General features: G+C 67.3%; 31 protein-coding genes. 15 read left to right on the top strand and 16 right to left on the bottom strand.

Translation table 11 applies throughout. The features are described from left to right. Positions 1-2 precede the first annotated feature (2 nt). The gene (locus ILT46_RS08405) at positions 3-1,718 is read left to right on the top strand and encodes a gamma-glutamyltransferase family protein (protein WP_199504196.1); all 1,716 of its coding nucleotides are present in this window, start codon (positions 3-5) and stop codon (positions 1,716-1,718) included. A gap of 109 nt (positions 1,719-1,827) precedes the next feature. Next, a complete protein-coding gene (locus tag ILT46_RS08410) occupies positions 1,828-3,636 on the top strand; it encodes an AMP-dependent synthetase/ligase (RefSeq protein ID WP_370592390.1) in 1,809 nt (602 codons plus the stop codon). On the opposite strand, the gene ILT46_RS08415 is transcribed toward ILT46_RS08410, so the two are convergent. From ILT46_RS08415 to ILT46_RS08425, 3 genes are read right to left on the bottom strand one after another with little or no spacing between them, the layout of a single operon-like run. Beyond that, positions 3,624-4,154, bottom strand: a complete 531-nt coding sequence (locus ILT46_RS08415) for a hypothetical protein (protein ID WP_199504197.1) — start codon at positions 4,152-4,154, stop codon at positions 3,624-3,626. The two genes, ILT46_RS08410 and ILT46_RS08415, sit on opposite strands and share 13 nt — an antisense overlap. Before the next feature lie 44 nt (positions 4,155-4,198). Further along, positions 4,199-5,344, bottom strand: a complete 1,146-nt coding sequence (locus ILT46_RS08420) for a calcium:proton antiporter (RefSeq protein ID WP_199504198.1) — start codon at positions 5,342-5,344, stop codon at positions 4,199-4,201. A gap of 41 nt (positions 5,345-5,385) precedes the next feature. Then, a complete protein-coding gene (locus tag ILT46_RS08425; RefSeq protein WP_199504199.1) occupies positions 5,386-5,910 on the bottom strand; it encodes a hypothetical protein in 525 nt (174 codons plus the stop codon). A gap of 122 nt (positions 5,911-6,032) precedes the next feature. Between ILT46_RS08425 and ILT46_RS08430 the strand changes: the two genes are divergently transcribed. Continuing rightward, positions 6,033-6,587, top strand: a complete 555-nt coding sequence (locus ILT46_RS08430) for a hypothetical protein (protein ID WP_199504200.1) — start codon at positions 6,033-6,035, stop codon at positions 6,585-6,587. Between the two features lie 23 nt (positions 6,588-6,610). On the opposite strand, the gene thiS is transcribed toward ILT46_RS08430, so the two are convergent. Together thiS and ILT46_RS08440 are read right to left on the bottom strand one after the other, a co-directional pair. Next, a complete protein-coding gene (thiS, locus tag ILT46_RS08435) occupies positions 6,611-7,624 on the bottom strand; it encodes a sulfur carrier protein ThiS (RefSeq protein WP_199504201.1) in 1,014 nt (337 codons plus the stop codon). Between the two features lie 16 nt (positions 7,625-7,640). After that, complete coding sequence (locus ILT46_RS08440; protein ID WP_199504202.1) at positions 7,641-8,012, bottom strand: MerC domain-containing protein; 372 nt, start codon at positions 8,010-8,012, stop codon at positions 7,641-7,643. A gap of 90 nt (positions 8,013-8,102) precedes the next feature. Between ILT46_RS08440 and ILT46_RS08445 the strand changes: the two genes are divergently transcribed. From ILT46_RS08445 to rpsI, 4 genes are all read left to right on the top strand, one after another. After that, positions 8,103-9,146, top strand: a complete 1,044-nt coding sequence (locus ILT46_RS08445) for a COX15/CtaA family protein (protein ID WP_199504203.1) — start codon at positions 8,103-8,105, stop codon at positions 9,144-9,146. Further along, entirely contained in the window at positions 9,143-9,457 is a 315-nt protein-coding gene (gene cutA / locus ILT46_RS08450; RefSeq protein WP_199504204.1) for a divalent-cation tolerance protein CutA, read from the top strand. Before ILT46_RS08445 ends, cutA begins: the two co-directional genes overlap by 4 nt. A gap of 128 nt (positions 9,458-9,585) precedes the next feature. After that, the gene (gene rplM, locus ILT46_RS08455) at positions 9,586-10,065 is read left to right on the top strand and encodes a 50S ribosomal protein L13 (RefSeq protein WP_199504205.1); all 480 of its coding nucleotides are present in this window, start codon (positions 9,586-9,588) and stop codon (positions 10,063-10,065) included. After that, entirely contained in the window at positions 10,065-10,631 is a 567-nt protein-coding gene (rpsI, locus tag ILT46_RS08460) for a 30S ribosomal protein S9 (RefSeq protein WP_199504206.1), read from the top strand. Before rplM ends, rpsI begins: the two co-directional genes overlap by 1 nt. Before the next feature lie 83 nt (positions 10,632-10,714). Here rpsI and ILT46_RS08465 read toward each other — a convergent pair whose 3' ends face one another. From ILT46_RS08465 to ILT46_RS08490, 6 genes are all read right to left on the bottom strand, one after another. Beyond that, complete coding sequence (locus ILT46_RS08465; RefSeq protein ID WP_199504207.1) at positions 10,715-11,575, bottom strand: metallophosphoesterase family protein; 861 nt, start codon at positions 11,573-11,575, stop codon at positions 10,715-10,717. Further along, positions 11,565-12,437, bottom strand: coding sequence for a diacylglycerol kinase family protein (locus tag ILT46_RS08470; RefSeq protein ID WP_199504208.1), 873 nt, complete (start codon positions 12,435-12,437; stop codon positions 11,565-11,567). Before ILT46_RS08470 ends, ILT46_RS08465 begins: the two co-directional genes overlap by 11 nt. Before the next feature lie 53 nt (positions 12,438-12,490). Further along, on the bottom strand, positions 12,491-12,760 hold the full coding sequence (locus tag ILT46_RS08475; protein ID WP_199504209.1) for a hypothetical protein: 270 nt from the start codon (positions 12,758-12,760) through the stop codon (positions 12,491-12,493). 52 nt (positions 12,761-12,812) lie between these two features. Further along, entirely contained in the window at positions 12,813-13,547 is a 735-nt protein-coding gene (locus ILT46_RS08480; RefSeq protein WP_199504210.1) for a LytR/AlgR family response regulator transcription factor, read from the bottom strand. A 1-nt stretch (position 13,548) separates the two neighbouring features. After that, positions 13,549-14,772, bottom strand: coding sequence for a sensor histidine kinase (locus tag ILT46_RS08485; protein ID WP_199504211.1), 1,224 nt, complete (start codon positions 14,770-14,772; stop codon positions 13,549-13,551). Positions 14,773-14,847: 75 nt separating this feature from the next. Further along, positions 14,848-16,365, bottom strand: coding sequence for a fumarate hydratase (locus ILT46_RS08490; RefSeq protein ID WP_370592399.1), 1,518 nt, complete (start codon positions 16,363-16,365; stop codon positions 14,848-14,850). A gap of 176 nt (positions 16,366-16,541) precedes the next feature. Here ILT46_RS08490 and ILT46_RS08495 point away from each other — a divergent pair, with 176 nt between their 5' ends. From ILT46_RS08495 to ILT46_RS08515, 5 genes are read left to right on the top strand one after another with little or no spacing between them, the layout of a single operon-like run. Then, positions 16,542-17,156 (top strand): protein-L-isoaspartate O-methyltransferase family protein, encoded by a 615-nt coding sequence (locus ILT46_RS08495; protein WP_199504213.1) that lies wholly within the window; start codon positions 16,542-16,544, stop codon positions 17,154-17,156. A gap of 2 nt (positions 17,157-17,158) precedes the next feature. Beyond that, positions 17,159-18,637, top strand: coding sequence for a TolC family outer membrane protein (locus ILT46_RS08500; protein ID WP_199504214.1), 1,479 nt, complete (start codon positions 17,159-17,161; stop codon positions 18,635-18,637). Positions 18,638-18,673: 36 nt separating this feature from the next. After that, entirely contained in the window at positions 18,674-19,195 is a 522-nt protein-coding gene (locus ILT46_RS08505; RefSeq protein WP_199504297.1) for a DUF2497 domain-containing protein, read from the top strand. 47 nt (positions 19,196-19,242) lie between these two features. After that, the gene (locus tag ILT46_RS08510; RefSeq protein WP_199504215.1) at positions 19,243-21,426 is read left to right on the top strand and encodes a dipeptidyl-peptidase 5; all 2,184 of its coding nucleotides are present in this window, start codon (positions 19,243-19,245) and stop codon (positions 21,424-21,426) included. Then, a complete protein-coding gene (locus ILT46_RS08515) occupies positions 21,423-21,833 on the top strand; it encodes a (2Fe-2S) ferredoxin domain-containing protein (RefSeq protein WP_199504216.1) in 411 nt (136 codons plus the stop codon). The genes ILT46_RS08510 and ILT46_RS08515 overlap by 4 nt, the downstream gene beginning before the upstream one ends. A 6-nt stretch (positions 21,834-21,839) precedes the next feature. Here ILT46_RS08515 and ILT46_RS08520 read toward each other — a convergent pair whose 3' ends face one another. Next, positions 21,840-22,121 (bottom strand): hypothetical protein, encoded by a 282-nt coding sequence (locus ILT46_RS08520; RefSeq protein ID WP_199504298.1) that lies wholly within the window; start codon positions 22,119-22,121, stop codon positions 21,840-21,842. A 111-nt stretch (positions 22,122-22,232) separates the two neighbouring features. On the opposite strand from ILT46_RS08520, the gene ILT46_RS08525 reads away from it, so the two are divergent. Genes ILT46_RS08525 through xth form a run of 3 tightly spaced genes read left to right on the top strand, consistent with a single transcriptional unit; the run spans position 22,233 to position 23,833 of the window. Continuing rightward, positions 22,233-22,664, top strand: a complete 432-nt coding sequence (locus ILT46_RS08525) for a CBS domain-containing protein (RefSeq protein WP_199504217.1) — start codon at positions 22,233-22,235, stop codon at positions 22,662-22,664. Positions 22,665-22,701: 37 nt separating this feature from the next. After that, complete coding sequence (locus tag ILT46_RS08530; protein ID WP_199504218.1) at positions 22,702-23,046, top strand: HesB/IscA family protein; 345 nt, start codon at positions 22,702-22,704, stop codon at positions 23,044-23,046. Between the two features lie 13 nt (positions 23,047-23,059). After that, positions 23,060-23,833 (top strand): exodeoxyribonuclease III, encoded by a 774-nt coding sequence (gene xth, locus ILT46_RS08535; protein WP_199504219.1) that lies wholly within the window; start codon positions 23,060-23,062, stop codon positions 23,831-23,833. A 25-nt stretch (positions 23,834-23,858) separates the two neighbouring features. Here the strand turns inward: xth and ILT46_RS08540 are convergent, their stop codons facing one another. The 4 genes from ILT46_RS08540 to ILT46_RS08555 all read right to left on the bottom strand — a co-directional run bounded on the left by ILT46_RS08540 (position 23,859) and on the right by ILT46_RS08555 (position 26,033). Beyond that, positions 23,859-24,551, bottom strand: a complete 693-nt coding sequence (locus tag ILT46_RS08540) for a cell wall hydrolase (RefSeq protein ID WP_199504220.1) — start codon at positions 24,549-24,551, stop codon at positions 23,859-23,861. Positions 24,552-24,751: 200 nt separating this feature from the next. Continuing rightward, entirely contained in the window at positions 24,752-25,084 is a 333-nt protein-coding gene (locus ILT46_RS08545; RefSeq protein ID WP_199504221.1) for a DUF1491 family protein, read from the bottom strand. Then, complete coding sequence (locus tag ILT46_RS08550) at positions 25,085-25,549, bottom strand: PaaI family thioesterase (protein WP_199504222.1); 465 nt, start codon at positions 25,547-25,549, stop codon at positions 25,085-25,087. A gap of 22 nt (positions 25,550-25,571) precedes the next feature. Further along, entirely contained in the window at positions 25,572-26,033 is a 462-nt protein-coding gene (locus ILT46_RS08555; protein ID WP_199504223.1) for a PTS sugar transporter subunit IIA, read from the bottom strand. Positions 26,034-26,119 lie beyond the last annotated feature (86 nt).

Here is a 26,119-nt window from a genome sequence, read left to right on the forward strand (position 1 = left end):
TTATGGCCACACCCTTTCGCGCTCGCGCCGCCGCCCTGATCGCCCCGCTGCTGCTGGGCGCCTGCACCACGCTTCCCGCCATTAGCTCGGCCATCGCGCCGCCGCCTGCCGGCATCGTCAGCGCCGCCGATCCGCGCGCCGAAGCGGCGGGCGAGGCGATGCTGGCGCAGGGCGGGTCGGCCACTGATGCGGCGATCGCGATCATGCTGGCGCTGACCGTTGTCGAGCCGCAGAGTTCGGGCATCGGCGGCGGCGGCTTTTTCGTCCATGGTGACGAACGCGGCACGGTCGAAACGCTTGACGGGCGCGAAACTGCGCCAGCCGCGGCCAGCCCGCAATGGCTGAGCGGGCCGGACGGGTCGCCGCTGCGCTTCGACCAGGCGGTCCATACCGGGCTCAGCGTCGGGGTGCCGGGCAATATCGCGCTCGCCGCCGAGGCGCACCGCCGGCACGGCAAGCTGCCCTGGGCCGTGTTGTTCGAACCCGCCATTGCGCTCGCCCGGGACGGCTTTGCCATGAACCAGCGGCTGCGCGCCTCGCTGGTGGCCAATGCCGGCTTTGCCACCAACGACCCGGTCGCGAGGCGGGTGTTCACAGGGCCTGACGGGCAGCCGCAGGCGGTGGGGAGCATCATCCGCCAGCCGGAACTTGCCGCCACCTTCGAGCGGCTGGCGGCGGGCGGGCCTTCGGCATTCTATCGCGGGGCCGAAGCGACCGCGCTGGCCGAGCGCGTTCGCGCCGCGACCCCCGGCGGCAATGGCATGACCGCCGCAGACATCGCTGGCTACCGTGCCAGGGAACGCGCGCCCGTCTGCGGCACCTATCGCCGCCACCGTATCTGCGGGATGGGGCCGCCATCTTCGGGCGGGATCGCGGTGTTGCAGATGCTCGGCCAGCTCGAACGGTTCGAACTTGGCGCGCTCGGCCCGCAATCGCCGCAATTCTGGCACCTGTTCCTCGAATCGCAGCGGCTCGCTTATGCCGACCGCGAATTGTATATCGGCGATCCCGATTTCGTCTCTGTGCCGGTCGCCGGGCTGCTTGACCCGGCCTATCTCGCCCGCCGGTCGGCGCTGATCGACCCCGCCCGCCGCTCGCCCGTCAGCGCCGGCCGCCCGACCGGTGCGCCTCTCGCCGCGCTGGGCACGCATGGCGAGGAACAGGGCACCTCGCACTTCTCGGTGCTCGACAGCGCGGGCCGCGCGGTCAGCTACACCTCGACCATCGAGAGCGCGTTCGGCTCGAGCCTGATGCACGGCGGGTTCTATCTGAACAACGAGCTGACCGATTTCAGCTTCGTCGCGGCGCGCGATGGCCGCCCGGTCGCCAACCGCGTCGAAGACGGCAAGCGGCCGCGCTCTTCGATGGCGCCGATGCTGGTCTATGACCCGCAAGGCCGGCTGCTGATGATCATCGGCGCGGCGGGCGGCGGGACCATTCCGGTGCAAATTGCCCGCTCGATTATCGGAGTGGTCGATTTCGGCCTCTCGGCCGAACAGGCGCTGGCGCTGCCGCTGGTGATGGAGGTCGGCAGCACGATCATGATCGAACAGGGCAGCGCCCCGGCCGCCGCGCTGAGCCAGCTGGAGGCGCTGGGCCACGGCAATTTCGCCGTCCGCGCCGCGCCGGTTAAGGCCAATATCCTGCTGCGGACACCGGGCGGCTGGGTCTCGGCCCGCGAGCCGCGCATGGCCGCCTCGCTCGGTACCACCCCCTGAGCCGGCCCTGAGCCGGACCCGCGCCGGCGCCCGCTTGCCGCTAGGGCGGACACGGGTTAAGCGCAGCGGCCAAGGTGGCCGGTCGAGCCGCCGTGCTGAGGAGCGTCTGTTGGACATTTCCGATATCGATAGCGCGCGCAATCTCGTCGCGCTGTTCCTGACCCGCGCCGATGCGCGCGGCGAGCGCCCCTTCCTCGGCGCCAAGCAGGGCGGCAGCTGGCAGACGATCAGTTGGGCCGAAACCGCCCGGCGCGTCTGCCTGGTGGCGGAAAATTTGCGCCGGCTGGGCCTTACCGATGGCGACCGGGTGATGCTGGTGTCAGAAAACCGCCCCGAATGGTGCATCGCTGACCTCGCGATCATGGCGGCGGGCGGGATCACCGTGCCGGCCTACACCACCAACACCGAACGCGATCACGTCCATATCCTCGAAAATTCGGGCGCGCGGATGGTCATCGTCGGCAACGAGAAGCTGTCGGCCCCGCTTCTCCCCGCGATGCTACGCACCGGGGTTGCCGAATACATCATCCCGATCGACAGCATCCGCCAGTTCCAGGGCGGCAATCTCACCTGCCACAAATGGGACGGTTTGCTCGAAGGCGATGCGGCGGCGGCGCGCACGGCGGTCGATGCGCGGATCGCGGGCATCGACCGGCGCGACACCGCCTGCCTGATCTATACCAGCGGCACCGGCGGCGCGCCGCGCGGGGTGATGCAGCATCACGGTGCGATCCTGTGCAATGTCGCCGGCGCGGCCGAGGTGCTGGCCGAGGATTTCGGCCTCAGCGAAGATGACCGGTTCCTCTCCTTCCTGCCGCTCAGCCACGCTTACGAGCACAGCGGCGGGCAATATCTCCCCATCGGGGTAGGCGCGCAGATCTATTACGCCGAGGGGCTGGAAAAGCTCGCCGCGAATATCGAGGAGACCCGGCCGACCGTGATGGTAGTCGTCCCGCGCCTGTTCGAAGTGTTGCGCACGCGGATCATGAAACAGATCGAGAAGCAGGGCGGCGCGGCGCAGAAGCTGATGCATCAGGCGCTCGGCCTTGCCGCGCGGCGGGCGGCGGGGCGGTATCGGTTGGGCGACAAGGTGCTCAACATCGTCCTCGAAAAGCTCCTGCGCCCGAAAATCCGCCAGAAGTTCGGCGGGCGGATCAAGGCGATGGTTTCGGGCGGCGCGCCGCTCAATCCCGAGGTCGGCCAGTTTTTCGACGCGATGGGCCTTACCGTGCTGCAAGGCTACGGCCAGACAGAGGCCGGCCCGGTGATCAGCTGCAATCGCCCCGCCACGGGCATCGCGATGGACACGGTCGGGCCGCCGCTGAAGGGCGTCGAGGTGAAGATCGCCGAAGATGGCGAAATTCTCGTGCGCGGCGAACTGGTCATGCACGGCTATTGGCACAACGATACCGAAACGCGGCGCACCATCGTCGATGGCTGGCTGCACACCGGCGACATTGGCCATATTGACGCCAAGGGCCGGCTCAAGATCACCGACCGCAAGAAGGACATGATCGTCAACGACAAGGGCGACAATGTCGCGCCGCAAAAGGTCGAAGGGATGCTGACGCTGCAGCCCGAAATCGGTCAGGCAATGGTGGTCGGTGACCGGCGGCCTTATGTGGTCGGGCTAATCGTGCCCGATGCGGAATGGGCGAACGACTGGGCCAAGGCGAACGGCCATGCGGGAACATCGCTGACCCGGTTGCAAGCCATCCCCGAATTCCGCGCCGCCGTGCGCGCGGCGGTGGACCGCACCAACGCCGATTTGTCGGTGGTCGAGAAAGTCCGCCAGTTCGCCTTCGCCGACGAGCCCTTCACCACGGATAACGAGGAAATGACCCCCAGCCTGAAAATCCGCCGCCACAAGCTCAAGGAGCGTTACGGCGCCCGGCTCGACGGGCTTTACAAGGGCTGAGGGGCACCCGCCTGTTGCCGCTGGCGGCACACCCGGCGGATCTGGCCGAGGGCACCGTGCAGGCGAGCGGTTGCGGCATCAATCTCGGCTAACAGCCGCATCAGTTCGCCTGTCGCGCGCGGGGTGTCGGGATAATCCTCGCGGACTTTGCCGACATAACGAAAGCCGGAAATCCGATAGCGCGCACCGTCGGCGACAAAGCGGCCGTGAGCGATCCAGCAGCGTTCCTCATGCACTTTCGCGAAGGCGGCGAGATGCCGTAGCGCGGGCTTGGCGTGACCGCTGAACGGATCGCGCTGCAATGCCTTTTCGAGCGCTTTCATCCGGTGCCCGTTCATGCTGGTGTCTCCGCCGCCATTCTGTCCATTGCTGGCATCGCGAATGGCGTCGAGCGTGTCAGCTATCGTCAGTTCGGCATGAGCGAAGCGCTGCAGGCACGCCCCGCGCCAGCAGCAGGCAAGCAGATCGGCATCATTCTCGACCTGGAGGCGTGGCGGAACCGGAAACGGCGCGTTCATGCCGCCGGTGATGGCGGCAATTTCTCAACGAAGGCTTACTCGCCTCAGGGTTCCAGCGAGAGGAACAGATAGCTGGCGAACAGCACCAGATGGACCACGCCCAGCATCATGTTGGTCCGGCCGGTCGACAGCGTGAGCGAACTGACCAGCAGCGTCAGGCCCAGCAGCACCATATGGCTCGGCCCGAGGCCCAGCTGCAGGTCGAGGCCCAGCACCAGCGCGGTGATCGCGACCGCCGGAATGGTCAGCCCGATCGTCGCCAGCGCCGACCCGATCGACAGGTTGAGGCTGGTCTGCACCCGGTTGGCCCGCGCGGCGCGCAATGCGGCAAAGCCTTCGGGGGCAAGGACCAGCGCGGCGATGATGATGCCGACCACTGCGCGCGGCAGGCCCGCATCGCTGACGGTTGCCTCGATCGTTGGCGACAGGGCCTTGGCCAGCAGCACCACTGCGACCAGCGCGGGCAGCATCAGCGCGCCCGCCAGCAGCGCAGTACGCCGTGCGACCGGTTCGTGATGGTCGATCCCGTCATCCTCGTCCTCGTCGGACGTGGACAGGTCGAACAGGAAGAAGTCGCGATGCCGGATGGTCTGCGCCACCACGAAACTTGCGTAAATGATCAGCGAGACAAGGGCGACAAACAGCAATTGCGAGGTGCTGTAATACGGCCCCCGGGCACTGGTGGTAAAATTGGGCAGGACCAGCGTCAGCACGGCCAGCGTGGCCAGCATGGCGAGACCTACGCTGACGCCCGACCGCGTATAGCCCTGCGTATGATGCCGCCCGCCACCGGCTAGCAGGCAGATGCCGACGAAGCCGTTAATGGTCAGCATGATCGCCGCCATCAGCGTATCGCGCGCGAGCGCCTGCGCACTTGAACCCTCGCTCAACATGATCGACACGATCAGCGAGCATTCGATCACCGTCACCGCGAAGGCGAGCACCAGCGTGCCGTATGGTTCGCCCAGGTAATGGGCCAGCGTCTCGGCATGCACCACAGCCGCCATGATTGCCGCACCCAGCAGCAGCGACAGAGCAACCAGCCAGACGCCGCCGGCCGCGCCAGCGGTAAGCGCGGCAACCAGCGCCAGCAGCGGAACGAACGCGGCCCACAAGGGGATGCCGGCAAACTGGGCGCGCGCGCCAGTGGCTTCCGCCGTATCTGTTAAGCGCGGTGCTGCATTCGCCATTATCGCCCGATATAGGGCGCACTGGCGCGCTGTCCACCGTGTCAGGCGGCTTCGCGCTCGATGAATTCGGGGTAGAAGGTGGGCACCGCGCTCGACCAGCCGTGCGGGGTCGCGGCCGCTTCGCTCAAGGACTGAAGCAGCATCTTGCGCCGGTCGGGCCGGATTTGCGGCAGCGCCGCGGCGCCGCAAAAGGCGCTCGGCAGGAACGGGCGCACGCCAGCGCCGAGCAGCCGTTCATAAAGGAAGCGGAACGCGGAAAAGCTCGCCACCCGTTCCTGCGCCAGATCGAAGGCGGCAAGGCGGACCAGCTTGCCGATGAACGGCTCAACTGCCTCGAACCCGCTATCTGCCGGCACCATCGCGCGCAGCAGCTTCAATTCCTGATAGGCGAGATACTGGCTGCGGATCGCGGCATTTTCCTGCGCGCTGCGGGCCCACAGCTTGAACGCATCCTGCCGGCCGAGCCCGATATCGAGACTGCGGCGGATGTAACGCTGCTCGGCCGCGGTAAAGCCGGCAAATTCGCGCATCTCCGCGATGGTCACGCTGGTGGTGCTCACGCCCATGGCTAATCCCCCTGTCAGGACAGCACAGTCGCGCATGATGGTTAATTTCGCGTTAGCTCCGACCGCACCCAGATGACGCAATTGGCCCAGGAAACTTTCGTCTGTAAGAGGTTAGTATGCGAATGCTGACAACTGCGGCGCTGGTGTGCGCCGCCATCTCCTCCCCCGCCAAGGCAGAGCCCAACCTTGAGCGAGGGTTTGCCGGCGCTCTGCGAGGTTGTGAGGAGTGGGTGCTGAATCCCGCAATCTGGACCAGCGGAACGGGTCCGTTTTTGGCAACGGTCGGCCTTGGGGAGCAGATGGGCCTGGTTGACCAAGTGGATGAGGTCAGCCTTCCGCCCCGCCCGTTGCGCCGCGCTAACCGGTATTGGCGCATTAATTCGACTCTTGATGCAGGGTTTATTCTGGTCGTCTCCGACGATTTGCCGATGTGCCACATCACCGGGGGCGGCAGCACTGATTTGCAGCCTAGCGTGGAGGCTGTGTTGTCGTCGGCGGAATTTAGCCGCAGGTGGAATCTGGAACAGGGGTCGGTGAATAACGGAATGACGACAACGGTTTTCCGCCATCGTGAGGCGCCACAATTTTCGATGATGGTCAGCCGCGCCGAAAGAAGCGGTGAGCGCTTGGACCGGGTCCAAGTTCTGGCAACGGCTATGCATCGAGTCGCGAACTAGGGGGCGGGCTGCCAAACAGGCGGTCAGATCAGCCCCGCCAGCGGGCTCGACGGATCGGCATATTTGCGCGTGGCCATGCGCCCGGCGAGGTAGGCGTCGCGGCCGGCTTCGACCGCCAGCTTCATCGCGCGGGCCATGCGGATCGGATCCTTGGCCTCGGCGATGGCGGTGTTCATCAGCACGCCGTCGCAGCCCAGTTCCATCGCCACTGCCGCATCGCTCGCGGTGCCGACGCCGGCATCGACCAGCACGGGCACGCTCGCCCCTTCGACGATCAGCCGGATGGTCACCCGGTTCTGGATGCCGAGGCCGGAACCGATCGGCGCGCCCAGCGGCATCACCGCGACCGCGCCGGCGCTTTCGAGCTGTTTGGCGGCGATCGGATCGTCGGTGCAATAGACCATCGGCGCGAAGCCTTCATTCGCCAGGACTTCAGTCGCCTTCAGCGTCTCGCGCATATCGGGATAGAGCGTGCGCGCTTCGCCCAGCACCTCCAGCTTGACCAGATCCCAGCCCCCCGCCTCGCGCGCCAGCCGCAGCGTGCGGATGGCCTCGTCGGCGGTGAAGCAGCCGGCAGTGTTGGGCAGGTAGGCAACCTTCTTCGGATCGATGAAATCGGTCAACATCGGCGCGCATGGATCGCTGACATTGACCCGGCGCACCGCGACGGTGACGATCTCGGCCCCACTCGCGGCGAGCGCGGCAGCGTTCTGGGCGAAATCCTTGTATTTGCCGGTGCCGACGATCAGCCGCGAGGTAAAGGTGCGGCCGGCGACGGTCCAGGTGTCGGCCCCTGTATGGTCTGGCGCGTGGTCCCCGCCGCCGACAAAGTGGACGATCTCGATCACATCGCCCTCGGCCACCGGTGTCTCGGCGAGCTGCGAGCGGGGGGCGATCACCCCGTTGCGTTCGACCGCGACCTTCGCCGGGTCGAGCCCCAGTTCCGCAGCCAGCGCGGCGATGCTCGGCGCGGCGGTGCGCCGCGGTTCGCCGTTGAGCGTGATAGTGATGGGGGCGGGGGCGGGAGGCGTGTCCATCCCTGCCACATAGAGGTCAGTGCGCGTGGCGCAAGTTCAGCACATGGGCGAGGCTGACCAGCGCGACGCCGATCACGGTCAGCACCGCTTCTTCGACGCCATGCCCCACGGCCAGCGCGCCGCCCATGAAGCTGAGCCCGGTCATCGCCGTCACGAATGGCGCCCGCCGGCGATGCCGGAGCGCGCCAATGCCGATCGCCACCGCCGCGACGATCAGCGCCAGCGCCAGCCCGATCTTGTGGATCGCCGGATTGAGCAGCAACCCGCCGCCCAGCCCCAGCGACGACACTACCAGGATCGTCAGCAGGCAATGCACCGCGCACAGGCCCGACAGGACCATCCCAACCCGGTCGAGGCGCGCGCGAATCGAGATGGAACCGATGGCCATGCGGCGCTCTTATGTTACATTATCACATGATGCAAGCGGGAAGCGGGCGTCCGCTTGAACTTTCCCGGCTCCGCTTGCATGGCACCGCGCATGACGCCTGTCCCCGCTATCGCCGCCCAACCCGCCGCCCGCCCGGCTGCGCTGGCCCGCTGGCTGTGGGTCGTGGCCGGGCTGATCGTGCTGATGGTCATTGTCGGCGGGATTACCCGGCTGACCGAATCGGGCCTGTCGATCACCGAATGGAAGCCGGTCACCGGCGCGATCCCTCCGCTGAACGAGGCCCAGTGGCAGGCCGAATTCGCCAGATACCGGCAGATCGGCGAATATCAGCAAGTCACCGGCCCCGCCGGGATGACGCTGGCCGATTACAAGTTCATCTATTTCTGGGAATGGGCGCACCGGCTGCTGGGGCGGATCATCGGCCTCGCCTTCGCGCTGCCGCTGGCCTGGTTCTGGGCCAGGCGGGCGATCCCCGCCGGTTACAAGCTGCCGCTGCTCGGCCTTCTGGCGCTGGGCGGGCTACAGGGCGTGTTCGGCTGGTTCATGGTCCGCTCGGGCCTCAATCAGGAGATGACCTCGGTCAGCCATTTCTGGCTCTCGATCCACCTGTTGACCGCGCTGGTGACGCTGGCGGCGATCACCTGGGTCGCGCTCGATATGCGGCGGCTGGCGGCCGGGCACGCGTCGCGCGCGCGGATGACCGGGTTTGGTTGGGCGGCGGCGGCGGTGCTTTTCATCCAGCTGATGCTGGGCGCCTGGGTCGCCGGGCTCGATGCCGGCCATGCTTCCGATAGCTGGCCGCTGATGCAGGGCCGGCTGGTACCCGAATATGATGACAGTCGCGGGCTGCTTTATGCAGCGACGCATGATCCGTTCCTGCTGCACTTCCTGCATCGCTGGTGGGCTTTTGCTGTCCTCGGAGTTCTGATCGTCCTCGCCCGGCGCGTTCGCAGCCATCACCGGCGCGCCTCTGTCGCGGTGCACAGCGCGGTCGGCACGCAGATCCTGCTGGGCATCGCCACCGTGCTGACCGGCGTCGCCTTGTGGATCGCGGTGGCGCATCAGGGCGTCGGCGCCTTGCTGGTGATGGCGGTGGTCTGGTGCCTCCATGCCGACGGGCGCCGCGCCCGGTGAGCGCGCTGATCTGGTGCCCCTTCCCCGACGTGAAGGCGGCGGAAGCGGCGGCGATGACGCTGCTGGACGAGCGGCTGATCGCGTGCGCCAATCTGCTCGGCCCGATCCGCAGCCTGTTCGAATGGCAGGGGGAACGCGGCGAGGCGCTGGAGGTGGGCGTATTGTTCAAGACCGATGAAGCGCTGCTCGATGCGGCGATCGTGCGGATTGCCGAACTGCACCCCTACGATACGCCGGCGGTGCTGGGCTGGCCGGCGCGCGCGGCGCCACCCACCGCCGCGTGGCTTGGCGGGCTGACGGGCGCGGCCTGACACGGTATTATTATACCTTGCGTGAAACCCGCGCTTTTGCTTGACTTTGGCGCCCCTCCCGCACAAATGCGCCGCTTCCGCGCCTGCCCCGGTAGGTACGCAGAACCATTGCATCCAAGGAACCAGCCATGAAGGCGCTCAGCAAGACCACCCGGTCGATCAAGCCGGCCGAGGTCGACAAGAAGTGGCACATCATCGATGCGGACGGCCTCGTCGTCGGCCGCCTGGCGGTGATCATTGCCAATCATCTGCGCGGCAAGCACAAGCCGAGCTTCACCCCGCATGTCGATTGCGGCGATCACGTGATCGTCATCAATGCCGACAAGGTGAAGTTCACCGGCAAAAAACTGACCGACAAGATCTATTACAAGCACACCGGCTATGCCGGCGGCCTCAAGGAAGTGACCGCCGACAAGGTGCTCGACGGCCGTTTTCCCGAGCGGGTGCTCGAAAAGGCGGTCGAACGCATGATTCCGCGCGGGCCGCTCGGCCGGCAGCAGATGAAGGCGCTGCACCTTTATGCCGGCACCGAGCATCCGCATGACGGGCAGCAGCCCGCCACGCTCGATGTTGCCTCGCTCAATCGCAAGAACAAGGTCACCGCGTGATGGCTGACGAAACCACCCCTGAAACCGAAACTCCCACCGTGGACACGCCGGCAGCCGCCGCGCCCGAGAGCGTCAGCGATCTCGCTTCGCTCAAGGATCTGGCCGGCGATGCCCCGCAGGCTGATGCCGCCGAGGTTGCCCGCAGCACCGCTCCGCTGCGCGAGCAGGAACTGGACGCGCAGGGCCGCGCCTATGCCACCGGCCGCCGCAAGGATGCGGTCGCCCGTGTCTGGCTGAAGCCCGGCACCGGCAAGATCACCGTCAATGGCCGCGATCAGGAGGTGTTCTTCGCCCGCCCGACGCTGCGCCTGGTGATCAACCAGCCCTTCGCCATCACCGACCGCGCAGGTCAGTACGACGTGATCTGCACCGTCGCCGGTGGCGGCCTGTCGGGTCAGGCCGGCGCGGTCAAGCATGGCATCTCGCAGGCGCTGTCGAAGTATGAGCCGGCGCTGCGCAGCACGGTCAAGGCCGCCGGCTTCCTGACCCGCGACAGCCGCGTCGTCGAACGCAAGAAGTACGGCCGGGCCAAGGCGCGCCGCAGCTTCCAGTTCTCGAAGCGCTAAGCGTTACAAACCGAATTCCGCGACGGCGGAATGGAAGGGCGGCCCGGGAACGGGTCGCCCTTTTCGCGCCCGCCCTTCTCGCGTCAGTGGACCGGCGGATCGACCGCCGGAACCGCATCGACCGGGGCCACCGGCTCGCCGGGCTGGCGCGGCGGCAGGGCGTTTTCGGGCACCGCACCGATCTGCATCGCCGGCGTCGGCACGTGTTCGAGGTTGCGCACCTTGACGGTCAGCGCGCGCCCGTCCCAGATCAGTTCGTTGAAGCTTGGCGGTGTGGAGCGGACGCGCTGCGACAAGGTGCCCGCACCGATCATCCGCACCGGGCCATCGGCACTGTCATGCACCAGGTCGAACGCATCGTGGACATGGCCTGACAGCACCGCCAGCACGCCGCGCTTCGCCAGCTGCTCGAGCGCGTGAGTGCCGCCAACGGTCAGGTGTTTGCCGGAGGGATCATGCTCGACCAGCGGGTGATGGCAGGTGACGATCACCTTGCGGTCAGCCGGCACCGCATCGATTGCCGCCAGCGTCTGCGCCAGCGCCGGCGGCGTGATCCAGCCGTTCGACCACGGCCAGCGCGGCTGCCAGCGGCGCACAGTCTTGAGCGGCACGATGGCAAGGCCCGGCAGATCAATCTCGCGTTCCAGCTTGCTCTCGATCGCGGCGAACCGGCGATAGGGATCGGTGAACCGCTCGACCAGGTTGAAATAAGGCAGATCGTGATTGCCCACCTCGACCGTGACCGGCGCATCAAGGCTGTTGATCCAGCGATTGGCCGCTTCGTATTCGCGGTGGCGCGCGCGCATCGTCAGATCACCGGTGATGGCCACCGCCGCCGGTTGCCGCCGCGTGATTTCGGCCTTGCACCAGGCGAGCGCCGCGCGGTCTTCAAGGCCGAAATGGAGGTCGCTGATATGGAACAGCAGCAGCGGGTCAGATATCATCGCGCGTCGCCAGCAGATCGACCGCGCAGGGGGCCACGGTGAATGTCTCGCTGGCCCTGCCCTCGACCGCCTCGCCGTCAAGCAGATAGCGCACCGCGCCGCCCTGCGGATCAGACAAGGTGACGCTGTCGGATACGCCGATTTCCTCGTGCGGGCCGGTGCGGAAATCCTGCCGCAGCAAGGCGATGCCCTGCTGGACGACCTCGCCGGCGGATTCGGCATAATAGGCAGTGACATGTAGGCCATCGTCCGCCGGCTCCACCACCAGCAGGGGATAGCCATCCACGCGGCCGAGCGGCGGTTCGGTGCAGACCAGCATCGCGCCATTGGTCGATTCGCTGATCGCCGAAACCGCGCCGCTGGCAATCGCCGCCAGATCGGTTTCCCGAAGCGCCTCGCGCACGTCCTGCCAGGCGGTGCCGGGGCCGGCCATCAGTTCGGCCAGCGCCTCGCCCGATGCTGTGCGGATGATCGGCGGGCGAAGCGCTTTGACCGCACCGGCGGCATGGCGGGCCACGATCTCCTCGGCCGGAACATCGCCGTGCAACCGCTTGGCGAGCAGGTTCTTGGTCCCCCCCGGCAGCACCAGCACGCGGCCGCCCCATCCACCGAGGGCATGGATCACTGCATTGACCGTGCCGTCGCCGGCAAAGATCGCCACCAGGCCGATGCCCGCCGCGTCAAGTTGCGCGGGGGTGGGCGCATCCTCTTCAGGGAAGCGCAGCGTGCGCTGCACATTGAGGCCGGATTGATCGCAGCCACCGATCAGCGCCTCGAGCGCCTCGTCGCTGTTGCTGCCGCTGCTGGCATTGGCGACCAGCCAGATCGGCTGGCAAGCGGCGATGCTGGTGGGGCTGTCCATGGCTGCTAAGCGGTGCTGGCCGCGCTCGGTTCCCGCGTGCGGCACACCAGACCCTAGATGCGCCGGGTCACGATCATCCAGGCGGCGCCGAGATTGAACGCGGTGTACAGCGCATAAATCCAGCCCGGCACCGCCGATCCGTCAGCCGACAGCAACATTGCTGCCAGCAGAATGAGGAATTCGCTCGCCAGCCCGATCTTCCCGCCCAGCAGATGGACGAACCACGGCACCTCGCCGAGCAGCGGATGGCCGCTGTGCAGCACCGCCTGGTGCGCGGCAAAATTGCCGATCCCCATCAGGAAAATGAGCGCCAGTGCGAGCATTACGGCGCTGATGTGGGGTGGCGCTGGGGTAAGGTCCAGTGGCGCGCTGCGCTCAGCGGCCGGCCATCGCCTTGACCTTGGGCAGATAGGTACGGCCGATCCGCAGCGCCTCGCCATCGGCCAATTCGACCGACCAGACGCCCAGCCCGTCATGCCTGAGCCCGGTGATGCGGTCGCGCCGCAGGATGGTCGAGCGATGGATACGGATGAACTGCGCCGGGTCGAGCCGGCTTTCCAGACCGGCAATGGTCTGCAGCAGCAGGTACGACCTCTCGCCCACATGGAGGCGGACATAATCGCGCTCGGCATCGATCCGCCCCACCTGGCCGACATCGATCCGCACCAGTTCCGATTTGTGCGGCACCCACAATTCGCTGAGCCACGCGCTGGCCCCGCGCGGCGAGGCGTCACGCCGTTCGGCCACACGGCCAATCGCGCGCGCCAGCCGTTCGGGCGATACGGGCTTGAGCACGTAATCGACCGCGTCGAGATCGAACGCCTCGACCGCGAAATGATCATGCGCGGTGACGAAGACCAGCGCCGGGCGCGGTTCCTGGCGGGTCAGCGCGCGGGCGACGCCAATCCCGTCCAGTTCGGGCATGGTCATGTCGAGCAGCACCAGATCGGGCGCCAGGCGGGCAATTTCGGCGAGCGCGGCGCGCCCGTCGCTGGCGGTGCCCACTACCTCGAGCCCCGGCAGACGCTGGCAGATCACCTGCAGCCGCTCTATCGCCAGCATCTCGTCATCTACGATCAGGGTTCTGAGGCTGCTATCCGTCCGGGTCATCTCACAAGGCCTCGTAAAGGGCCAACGGCATCCGCAACTCGGCCGTGTAGCCGCCGCCGACGCGCGGACCGGTGCTGAGCCGTGCGGCCGTACCGAACCGCGCCTCCAGCCGGTCGCGCACATTTGCAAGACCGATGCCCATGCCGTGGTCGGCCGTAGCCCCACCCGGGCCGTCATCTTCGACCGACACCACCAATTCACCCGCTTCCTCGCGCGCGGCGAGGGTGATGGTGATCGGCCGGGCGTGCGGGGCGACGGCATATTTGACCGCATTTTCGACCAGCGGCTGGAGGATCATCCCCGGCACGCGGGCATCGGCCAGCCGCATGGGCAGGTCGAAGCGCGGCACCAGCCGGTCGGCAAAGCGGGCTTGCTCGATCGCCAGATACTGCCGCTGCAGGTCGAACTCGTCCTCCAGCGCGACATCCGATGTCGGATCGTCGGCCAGGCTGTGGCGGTAGAAGTTCGACACCGCCTGGATCATCTGCTCGGCCCGTTCGGTCTTGCCGGTCATCACCAGCGAGGACAGCGAGTTCAGCGTATTGAACAGGAAATGGGGATTCACCTGATAGCGCAGCGAGCGCAGTTCGGCGGCCTTGGCGGCGCGGCGGAACTCACCCTCGCGCCGCTCGGCAAGCCGCGCCTGCGCCCCGTATAACAACGCGAGATAGAGCGAGCACCAGGCAAGCAGCAGGAAATAGCGGACCAGCGCGATATCGGTCAGCTGGCGCCAGCGTTCGAACCCTTGTGGCGCGCGCAGCAGGGTGATCGTCCGCGCGCCATCGTTTTGCGTGTCAACTTCCGTATCGGGCCCGGTCATGTGCGGCACTTCGGCAAGCAGGTTGCCCGTCTCGTCGCGATAGACGCGCACGCCCGGCTCGCTGGCGCTGGCGATTACCTTGGCCTCGACCTCGGCAAAGACGGTCTGGTTGATCTGCGCGATCAGCATCGAGGCGGGCATCGCGCCGAGCAGGGTGACGATACCTTTTACCGCCAGCGAACGGTGGTCGAAGGCGCGCAGCACCAGCCACAGCACCACCGTCACCCCCGCCCCGGCAAGGCTGACCAGCGCGCGGCGCCACAGCATCTCGTCCTGAAAATCCAGCCCGACGATCAGACTCCGCGCGGTAGTGATGGCAAAATAGCACGCCCAGACGCCGATGATCGACCAGGCCACCGCCTTGCCCGGTACGCGGGCGATTTCCCGGGTCGGGAGAGTGCTCATCGTCTGCCCCTGCCGGCCCACGCCGCGCCGCGCCACGCGGCATAGGCGAACGGCGCATCCACTTCGGCCAACGGCTCAGGCGCCTTCGAGCAGCCCCTCCGCCGCGATCCGGGCGCGCCAGTGGGCCGGGGCCAGCGTGTGGACATTGTTGCCCCGCGCATCAACCGCCACCGTCACCGGCATATCCTGCACGCGGAACTCGTAGATCGCCTCCATGCCCAGATCCTCGAAGGCAACCACTTTGGCTTCCTTGATCGCGCGCGCGACCAGATAGGCGGCGCCTCCGGTGGCCATCAGATAGGCGACCTTGAAGCGACTGATTACCTCGACCGCATCGGCCCCGCGCTCGGCCTTGCCGATCATCGCGAACAGCCCCTGATCGAGCATCATCTCGGTGAACTTGTCCATCCGCGTGGCGGTGGTCGGACCGGCGGGGCCGACCACCTCGCCCAGCACCGGATCGACCGGGCCGACATAATAGATCGCGCGGCCCGCAAAGCTGACCGGCAGAGCCTCACCCGCATCGAGCATATCCTTGATCCGCTTATGCGCCGCATCGCGCCCGGTCAGCATATGGCCCGACAACAGCAGCCGGTCGCCATGCTGCCAGCTTTCGACCTCCTCGCGGGTGAGATTGTCGAGATCGACGCGCTTGGCCGCCGCATCGGGCTGCCAGTGCACGTCGGGCCATTGCGACAGGTCGGGCTGTTCGAGGAACGCCGGCCCGCTGCCATCCAGCGTGAAATGCGCGTGGCGAGTGGCGGCGCAATTGGGGATCATCGCTACCGGCTTGCCCGCCGCATGGCACGGCCAGTCGCGGATTTTGACGTCGAGCACGGTCGACAGCCCGCCCAGCCCCTGCGCACCGATCCCCTGCGCGTTGACCGCATCGAAAATGTCGATCCTCAGCTGCTCGAGATCGCTCTGCGCCCCGCGCGCCTTCAGCTGGGCCATGTCGATCGGCTCCATCAGGCTTTCCTTGGCGAGCTTCATGCAATGTTCGGCCGTGCCGCCAATCCCGATACCGAGCATCCCGGGCGGGCACCAGCCGGCGCCCATCTGCGGGATCATCTCGACCACCCAGTCGATGATATTGTCGCTGGGGTTCATCATCTTGAACTTGGACTTGTTCTCGCTCCCCCCGCCCTTGGCGGCAACATCGACGCTGACGGTGCGGCCCGGGACCATTTCGACCGACAGCACGCAGGGTGTGTTGTCGCGGGTGTTGCGGCGGGTGAAAGCGGGGTCGGCCAGGACAGAAGCGCGCAGCTTGTTGTCGGGGTGGTTATAGGCCCGGCGGACCCCTTCATCGACCACCTCCTGCAGGCTGCGCGATGACGCGAGGCGGCATTCCTGCCCCCATTTGACGAATACGTTGACGATCCCGGTGTCCTGGCAGATCGGCCGATGGCCTTCGGCGCACATCCGGCTGTTGGTGAGGATCTGCGCGATCGCGTCCTTCGCCGCCGGGCCCTGCTCGGCCTCGTAGGCGGCGCCGAGCGCGCGGATATAATCCATCGGGTGATAGTACGAAATGAACTGCAGCGCGTCGGCAACGCTGGCCACCAGATCGTCCTCGTGGATGGTCACCATGGTCATGTCGCTCATCGAATCCACAATCCTTCCGGTCGATGCGCCCGCCCATAGGCGGATGCGGCGGTTAGCGTCAAAGCACTTGGAGAAGCCGGACGGCCCGACTAAAGCGGGCGACCGGGCGTGCTAGCCGGGTAATACGCCCCCCGGTGAACCCTGTTACGAATGCTGGACCGATGACCGCCACCGACACACTCTCGCCCGCAAGTCCGTCGCTCGATTTTGATGCCGCCCGCCGGGCGATGATCGACAGCCAGTTGCGGCCGAGCGGGGTCAACGCCCCGATGGTGCTCGAGCGGATGGCTGCGGTGCCGCGCGAACGCTTCGTCCCGGCGGCACTCGCGGACGTCGCCTATATCGACCGCAGTATCGCGCTGGGCGATGGCGGGCACCTCGCCGCGCCGCTGTTCTACGGCCAGTTGCTGGTCGAGGCGCGCCCGGTCCCAAGCGACCGGGTGCTGGTGGTGGATGGCGGGTCGGGCTACCTTGCCGAACTGGTCCGCCCACTGGTGGCCGCGACCGACAGCGTCACCCCGGCGGAACTGGGCACAGTGGCCGCAGGCGCGGGATACACGCTGGTGCTGATCGACGGTGCGGGCGAGCAATTGCCGCCCGAACTTAGCGCCGCAATGGCCGAAGGCGGGCGCGTACTTGGCGGCGTCATCCAGCGGGGCATCACCAGCCTTGCCGTGGGGCGCAAGGCGGGCAGCGATCTGGCGCTTATGCCGCTTAGCGAAATGGGTATCCCACGGATTGCCGCCTTCGACGCGCCCAAGGGGTGGAGCTTCTGACCATGCGCCGTCCCGTTCTGGCGCTGACGGCCGCTTGCGGTGCATTGCTCGCCGCCGCGCTGCCTTCCGCCGCACTGGCCGACACGCTGCGCGAAGCCTTGGCGATGGCCTATCGCACCAATCCGCAGCTGCACGCCGCGCGTGCCAACCAGCGGGTGATCGACGAAAACGTCGTCATCGAACGGGCCGCCGGGCGCCCGCAGGCGAGCGCTTCGGCGCAATACACCGAATATGTAAAGCAGTCGAACGGCGACGGAATTGGCCCCGATCGCGGCCTCGGCGCGGGGCTCGACCTGTCGCTGCCGCTGTTCACTGGCGGGGCAATCCGCAACGGCATCCTCGCCGCCGAAACGCGGGTCGAGGCCGGGCGGGCCGATCTGCGCGGGGCGGAGAGCGCCTTGTTCACGCAGGTCGTCGCCGCCTACATGGATGTCATCCGGGGCGAGGCGCTGGTCGGGCTGGCTGCGAACCAGGTGGATGTGCTGAGCGTCAATGCGCAGGCCACTGGCGACCGGTTCGAGATCGGCGATCTGACCCGCACCGATGTCGCCCAGTCGGAGGCGCGGCTGGCTATTGCGCGGGGCGATCTGCGCAATACGCAGGCCACTCTGGTCGCCGCGCGCGAACGCTACATCGCGCTGGTCGGCAAGGCGCCCGACAATCTCCAGCCGCCGCCACCGCTGCCGAATATGCCGGCCGATGTGCAGACCGCAGTGGCAATCGCGCTGGAAAACAACCCCGACCTAATCGCCGCGCGCCAGCGCGCGCGCGCCGCCGGCTACGATATCGACATTGCCGGCGCCGGGCGGATGCCGCGCGTTTCGGTGTTCACCGGCGGCAGCTACAACAATTATTTCGGCTCGCTTGGCAACGACAGCACCGTCGGCCTGCCGCAATCGGCGACCGCAGCCCAGGCCGGCGTTCGGGTGTCCATGCCAATCTTGCAAGGCGGGCGGGTCGGCGCGCAGGAACGGCAGGCGCAGGCCCGCGCGCAAGGGGCGCTGGAGCAGGAAATCGCGCTCGAACGCGATGTGATTGCCGAAGTGCGCTCGGCCTGGTCGAACTGGCAGGCTTCGCTGGCGATCGTCGAAAGCTCGCAGATCGCTGTCTCCGCCGCGGCGCTCGGGCTCGAAGGGGTGCGCGCGGAAAACACCGTCGGCAACCGCACCATCCTCGAAATCCTCAATCAGGAACAGGAACTGGTCAATACGCGCGTCCAGCTCATCACCGCACGGCGCAACGCCTATGTCGCGGGCTTCGCGCTGCTGGCTGCCATGGGCCGGGCCGAAGCGCGCGATCTGGGCCTGGGCGATGATGGGCCGCTCTACGATCCGGTGATCAACTACGACCGGGTGCAGGGCAAGTGGTGGGACTGGGAGCGCGATCCCGACCCGGTCGCGCAATCGACGCGCACGATTGACATTACCGCCCCCGATGCCGAGATTCCGCCCGAATCTGGCACGGGTCGCGGCGTCTACTGACGGGCGCGCTTCTGCCGGAATATTTGGGGGCAAATGATGCGGCACGAAGGCGAAGCGTCGGTCGAGGAAATCCTCGAATCGATCAAGAAGGTGATCGCACGCGACAATCGCGCCGGCGCGATCGAGGAGCGCCGTCGCCGCAGCCAGGCGGGCGTTACCGAGAGCGCGCACACGCCGGCCGAAGCCGCGCCCGAACCGGCGTATGACGACGAGGCCGAAGACGTGCTCGATCTTGCCGGCGCCTCTTACGCGCAGGCAGATGATGACGACGTGTTCCAAGATGCTGAGGCTGCAGCGCTCGATCCTGAGGGGGACGACACGCCGTTGACCGGGGCGGCCGCGCGCGCGTCGATCGGCGACAACCTCGCCGCGCTCGCTATGCTGGCCGAACCGGGCGTGGCACCGCGCATCGTCCGCTCGGGCGAAACCTCGCTCGAGGAGCTCACGCGTGAACTGCTGCGGCCAATGCTGGCGCGGTGGCTGGACGATAATCTACCCGGCATGGTCGAACGCATGGTGCGCGACGAAATCGCTCGCATCGCCGGCAAGCGCGGCTGACGCAAAAGCGCTTTCCACCGCGCCGCGCGCTGCGCTAGGCAGCGGCCATGAACTTCGCCAAAGGGTTTGCGACCCCGCTGTCGCTCGTCGCCGCGCTGGCCTGCGCCTCGCCCCTCGCCGCTCAGGACCAAGACCCGGCGGCAACGCACGCCGCGCAGAGCGTGCCGCCCGCCGCAGTGGATCGCCCGGCGATGAGCGCGCTCGACCTTGTTACCCTGCCGCGCCTCGGCAGCGCTGCGGTGGACCGGGCGGGGACCACGGTGCTCTATCCGGTCACCACCACCGACCCGGCAACGCTCGCCCGCACCACCACGCTGATGGTGCGCCCGCTGGCCGGCGACGCGCCCGCGCGCACGGTCGATCTCGGCGGGCCGGCCTCCGGCGTGCAATATGGCGGCGATGGCTGGGTCTATTTTCTCGCCGCGCGAGGCGAGGGCGCGAAGACGCAAATCTGGCGCACCCGGCTCGACGCTGCCGGGATGGCCGGCGCGGCCGAACAGGTCACCGATTTTCCCGCCGATGCGGCAGGCTTCGTCCTGTCGCCCGATGCGCGGCGGATGGTCGTTTATGGCGACTTTGCACGCTCCTGTGCGACGTTCGGGTGCGCCGATACAGGCGGTTCGCTTCCCGGCCCCGGCAGCGGGCGGCTCTATTCGACCGAAGACGGCTTCGTCCGCCACTGGGACGGCTGGGAAACGCCGGGCGAACATGGCCGCGCTTTCGCCTTCGACATTGTCGGCGGCAAGGCGACGGGCGGTGTTCCGCTCGATGGCGGCGCGGCAGAAGGCGCGCTGGTGGGCGACACGCCGACCAAACCCTTTGGCGGCAATGAGGAAATCGCCTGGGCACCGGACGGGCGCAGCGTCTATTTCGCCGCCCGCCGCAGCGATGCGCGCGAACCGACCTCGACCAATATCGACATCTGGCAGTCCGACCTGTCGGGCCGCGCGCCGACCAACCTTACCGCATCAAACGAAGCCACCGACACGCTGCCCGCGCCCTCGCCCAATGGCCGCTGGCTCGCCTGGGCGGCGATGGCCCGCCCGGGTTACGAGGCCGACCGGCTGATCATCTGGCTGCGCGACCTGCGGACCGGCGCGGTACGTCCGCTGACGGAACCGTTCGACCGGTCGTTCGGCTCAATCGCCTGGACGCCCGATTCGCGCTGGATCGTCGCCACCGCGCAAGACACTCTCGACACGCCCGCCTTCCGCATCGATCCGCGCACCGGGCGGGTCGAAAGGCTCGACCTGATCGCCGGCAACGAAGCGCATATCGCCAATGTTGTGCCGCTGCCCGGCAACCGGCTGCTGTTCACCCGCGATTCGGTGGGCAATCCGGCCGAACTCTATCTGTCGGCCAATTGGCGCCAGGCGACCCCGCTGACCGATGTGGCGACCACGCAGATGGGCCAGCGCGCCTCGATTGCGACCCGCCGCTTCAGCTTTGCCGGCGCGGGCGGGGCGACCGTCTGGGGCCAGATCCACAAGCCGGAAACGGTGCATGGGCCGCTGCCGGCGATCCTCTATGTCCATGGCGGGCCGCAAGGCTCGTTCAACGATAGCTGGTCGACCCGCTGGAACCCCAAGGTGCTGGCGAGCCAGGGCTATGCCGTGATCTCGATCGATTTCCACGGCAGCACCGGCTACGGGCAGGCCTTTGTCGATGCGATCAACCGCGATTGGGGCGGCAAGCCGCTGGTCGACCTGCAAAAGGGGCTGGAGGCCGCGTTGGCGATCGACCCGCAGATCGACGGCACCCGCGCCTGCGCGATGGGCGCGTCCTATGGCGGCTACATGATGAACTGGATTGCCGGCCAGTGGCCCGACCGGTTCGCCTGCCTGGTCAACCATAACGGCCTGTTCGATATGCGCAGCTTCTATTACGCGACCGAGGAGCAGTGGTTTCCGCGCTGGGATTTCGGCGGCACCTATGGTGAAGCCCGCGCGGTGTATGATCGCTGGAACCCGTCGGACCATGTCGCCAACTGGCGCACGCCGATGCTGGTGGTGCTGGGCGAGCGCGATTACCGCGTGCCCTATACGCAAGGGCTGGGCGCGTTCACCGCGTTACAGGAACGCGGGATTCCCGGCCAGTTGCTGGTGTTCCCGGACGAAAACCACTGGGTGCTCGGGGCGAAGAACTCGCTGCAATGGCACAACACCGTGTTCGCCTGGCTGGACCGCTGGCTGCGCCCGGCAACGCCGGCTGCCACCGCGCCTGCACAATGAGCGATCCGGCGCGCCTTGCCCGGGCGCGCCGCGCGCTGGCCAAGATTGGCGGCGAGGCGATCGGGCGGCACATCTTCCTCTGCGCGCTCAGCGACAAACAGCAATGCTGTTCCGCGGCGGAAGGTGACACCGCCTGGCGCTATCTCAAGATGCGCTTCAAGCAGCTCGATCTCAGCAAACCCGCCGATGGGCGTGTGCTATGCCAGCGGAGCAAGGCCAACTGCCTCCAAGTCTGCGAAGCTGGGCCGATCGCGGTCGTCTGGCCTGACGGGGTGTGGTATCATTCCTGCACTCCGGAGCGGCTCGAGAGGATCATCCAGCAGCATCTGATCGGCGGCGAGCCGGTCGAGGAGTTGCGGCTCTATCCCGACGCCGATCCGCTGGCCGGGCCAGTCGCGACCTACTGAAGGCGCCTAGCGCCGGTCGGTATCATCGACCGATTCGTCGTGGCCCGTCCCGGCGGAGAGGAACACCAGCCCCATCAGCGCCGACATCAACAGCATCGCCAAACCGATGCCGAGCGCAGTGGCGATGTAGAAATGGACCGAAATCATGCCGTTCCGGGCATAGAGCAGCCCCAGCGCGACGATCACCACCGCCACCGTCACGGCGAACATCCAGCGCATCAGCCGGCGATAACGCGCCCAGACGTAAGCGGCGCTTTCAGGATCGTCGAGAGGGCTGGACGGCATCACCCCCCTTTGCGCCCGCCGGCCGGGCTTGGCAATCGCCAAGCTGGCCTGCGCGGATTCGCCAAGCGCGCGCTTTCATGGCATCCTGCCGCGCAAGGGATGAAGGAGGACGCGATGGAAATTGCCCGGATCATCGCCGGCCGCACCAGCGGCGAGGTTATCACGGTCGCCAGCGCCATGCCGGTGCGCGACGCGGTAGCGCTATTGGCCGAACGGCGCATCGGCGCTGTCCCTGTGGTCGATGATGGCGCCGTGGTGGGGATCTTCTCCGAACGCGACGTGCTCTATTGCCTCGCCAAGGAAGGGCCGGCCTTCCTTGACCGGAATGTCGGCGAAGTGATGACCGCGCCCGCAATCACCGTTGATCCCAGCACGGTCGCGGTCGAGGCGTTGGCGTTGATGACGCGGCGCCGGGTGCGCCATCTGCCGGTCTGTTCGGCCGAGGGGATGTGCGGCTTCGTCTCGATCGGCGATCTCGTCAAATCGCGGATCGACGAAATCCAGCAGGAAGCCGAAGCGATGCGGATCTATATCCAGCAGGGCTGAGCTTGAGAGTGCGCCCCCCACACCCTAGATCGGCCCAATGACCATGCCCGATGCCGCCGCCATTCCCACGCTGACTGACGGGGCCGCCCGCCGGGTCGCCGCCATCGCCGCGCGCCAGCACAAGCCGGCGATCCTGCGGCTGGCGGTGGATGGCGGCGGCTGTTCGGGCTTCCAGTATCGCTTCGAACTGGCGGATGCGCCGGCTGCTGACGACGCTGTCAGTGAACATGACGGGGTGCGGCTGGTGGTCGATCCGGTCAGCCTCGACCTGATTGCCGGGGCCAGCGTCGATTATGTCGAATCATTGGGCGGGGCGGCCTTCCGCGTGACCAATCCGCAGGCCGCATCGGGTTGCGGCTGCGGCTCCAGCTTCGGCATCTGAGCGCGCGGCGCCCGTGAAAATCGCCAGCTTCAACATCAACGGCGTGCGCGCGCGGCTGCCGCGCCTCCTCGAATGGCTGGAGGAAACCCGCCCAACGGTCGCCTGTCTGCAGGAAATCAAGACACAGGATGAGGGCTTTCCCGCCGCCGAGTTCGAGCGGATCGGCTATCAGGCGATCTGGCACGGGCAGAAGGGATTCAACGGCGTCGCGATCCTGGCGGACGGCACCATGCCGGTGGAGGTGCAGCGCGGGCTGCCCGGCGATGCCGCCGACGAGCAGGCGCGTTATCTCGAAGCAGCGGTGGGCGGCGTGCTGATCGCCAATCTCTATCTGCCCAACGGCAACCCGCATCCCGGGCCGAAATTCGATTACAAGCTGGCTTGGCTGGAACGCCTGCGCGCGCGGCTGGCGACCTTGTGGGCGAGCGAGCAGCCCTGCGCCGTGGTCGGCGATTTCAATGTCATCCCCGAGGACAAGGACGTGTTTTCGGTGCGGGCGATGGCCAGCGATGCGCTGATGCAGCCCGAAGCGCGCGACGCCTATGCCCGGATCCTCGGCGATGGCTGGACCGACGCGATCGACACGCTGAACCCGCGCGGCGGGGTGTGGACCTTCTGGGACTATCAGGCGGGCGCCTGGCAGCGCGATCACGGCTTTCGGATCGACCATTTGCTGCTCAGTCCGGAACTGGCCGACCGGATGGTCGCCGCCGGCGTGGACAAGGCCTATCGCGGGCGGGAAAAGGCCAGCGACCACGCCCCCGTCTGGGTCGAGGTTCGCGACTGAGCCGGTCCCGCCCGCGTGCCGGGCGTCAGCGGTAGAAAACGTGCGTATCGATCGTCGCGCGGGCGATCTTGGTGCGGCTCCACCCCGGATTAACGTAGCGGGCGTGGAAATAGAGCGAATCGCGCGCCTCGCTGTCCCACTGCCCGTCATGGGCGATCGTGGCGATGGCGGTCGCGCGGCGCCATGCGGCCGAACTGCGCTCTACGGCCGGCATCCGCCCGCCGCGAACGAACGAGAATTGCGACGGCTGATAGACAACCCCGCAATAGCTGCCGGGGAACAGGCGCGATTTGCTGCGATTGACCACCACCTGGGCAACCGCAAGCTGCCCTTCGAGCGGTTCGCCGCGCGCTTCGAAATAGACCGCGCCGGCAAGGCATTCCATCTCCGGCGACAAGCGGCCGATCTGGGCATTCTGCTCGACCAGCGCGCGGAGCGAGCCGGCCTGTCGGGCGGGTGTTGCAGGGGAGGGGGCAGGCTCGGCGGCGGCTTCGCTGCGCTCGGGCAACGGCTGGACAACCGGCTCGGCCACGAATTGGGTCGCGGGCGCAACCGGGACCGTTTCGTCGGTCAGCACGGCGGTTTCCGCCGCGGAAATGAATTTCGCCTCGGCCGCGGCGGCCTGGGCATTGGCGCCGGAACTTTCCAGCCCGGCAAAGGTTACGATCGCTGTCCCGGCGAGGGCCATCAGCGAGAATCGGTGGGTCTTGCGACTCATTGCATCAACATTTTCGGCGGTGGACGCGCCTGACGCAGATCGGGGCCGCTCGCGTTAGCTGCGATAATTATGGCCCGTTGCGAATCTGCCGGTCGCCCCCCGTCTGCGTGCCAACGCCCACGGCCGGAATGCCGCGCGCGTCGCCTGCGCTGTAAGGGAGAGCGGGCGCAACTAGTCACAAATGAAACCAGGTCAAGCGATCAGGGCAGTGCTGCGATGAACCGTTCCGTGTCCGCGACGTCCGCCTCGATCAGCCACAGATCGGGGTCCTGCCGGCGGCGCCGCGCGAGGTAATCGGCAAAGTCGGCACGATTCGCCGGGCCTTCCTGCCGGGTCGCGACGAAGCGCCGGGAACCGTCCAGTTGCGGCATCCGCTCGTAAAGCTGTGCCCCTTCGCCGCGCGCCGTGACCACCAACGCAATCACCCCGCCATCGCGCTCGCCCCGCGCGAGCACGGTGGCGAACCCGCCCTGCGCCTCGATCAGCCGGATCAGGCCCGCGACCTCGACATGCGCGGGAAGCCGGTCAGCCATCTAATCGCCGAGCGCCGAATAGCCCGGCAATTCGGACAGCGGGATGCGCGAGCGCATGAAGGTGCCGGTGCCGCGCCCGATCTCGTCGCCTTCGGCATCGGTCAGCCGCGCTTCAGCCACCAGCACCCGCTTGCGCCCGCTGATCCATTGGCCTTCGGCAATCACCTGCCCGGCGCGCACCGGCTTGGTGAAATGGAGGTTGAACGAGGTGGTCAGCAAAAACCGGTCGGTGACCAGCGTGTTGGCGGCGTAAAAAGCCGCATCGTCGAGCATTTTGAAATAGATCGTCCCATGCGCCGCACCCGCCGCATGGTACACAGCTTCGCTCACATCGAACTCGATGCGCGCGCGCCCTTCGCCGGTCACTTCAAGGCGCGAGGAGAACAGCGCGTTGATCGGTGCCTGCGCGTACAGCCGCTCGAGGGCGCGATAATGCCCCGCCGCGCCGCTGATGCCGGCGGCCATGTGCCCGGTGTCAGGGGGTGTCTCAGGCGACGTCGCGGTCGGTCGCATTGGCCAGCAGCGCGTAGAGCGTATCGGAATCGGTCGCTTCGACCAACGCCTGGTGGATCGCATCGTCGCGAAGGACCCGTGACAGCGCAGCCAGCGCGTGCAGATGCGTGGCCCCGGCATTGGCAGGCGACAGCAGGCCGACCACCAGATTGACCGGCATCCCGTCGGCCGCGGCAAAATCGACCGGCTCGGACAAGCGCAGCAGCGCCGCCACCGGCCGGGTCAGTCCGTCGAGCCGCGCATGGGGAAGGGCGACCCCCTCGCCGAAGCCGGTACTGCCGAGCCGCTCGCGCTCTTCCAACCCGTCCAGCACGTGCCCGGCGTCAAGCCCGTAGGCGCTGGCCAGCACCTCGGCCAGCAGCGCCAGAATCGCGTCCTTGCCGCTGGCATCGGCGAGCCGCACCGCATCGGGCACGAGGCTGAAAGTTGGGTTCATGGATCAGATGGTTCCTGGCGGCCGGGCACGCGGCCCTGCATAAAAATGCCGAAATGAAAGCGACAGGAGCGGCGGGCCGGGGAGCG

The sequence above is a fragment of the Qipengyuania sp. YIM B01966 genome (assembly GCF_016461955.1).
GTDB lineage: Bacteria > Pseudomonadota > Alphaproteobacteria > Sphingomonadales > Sphingomonadaceae > QFOP01.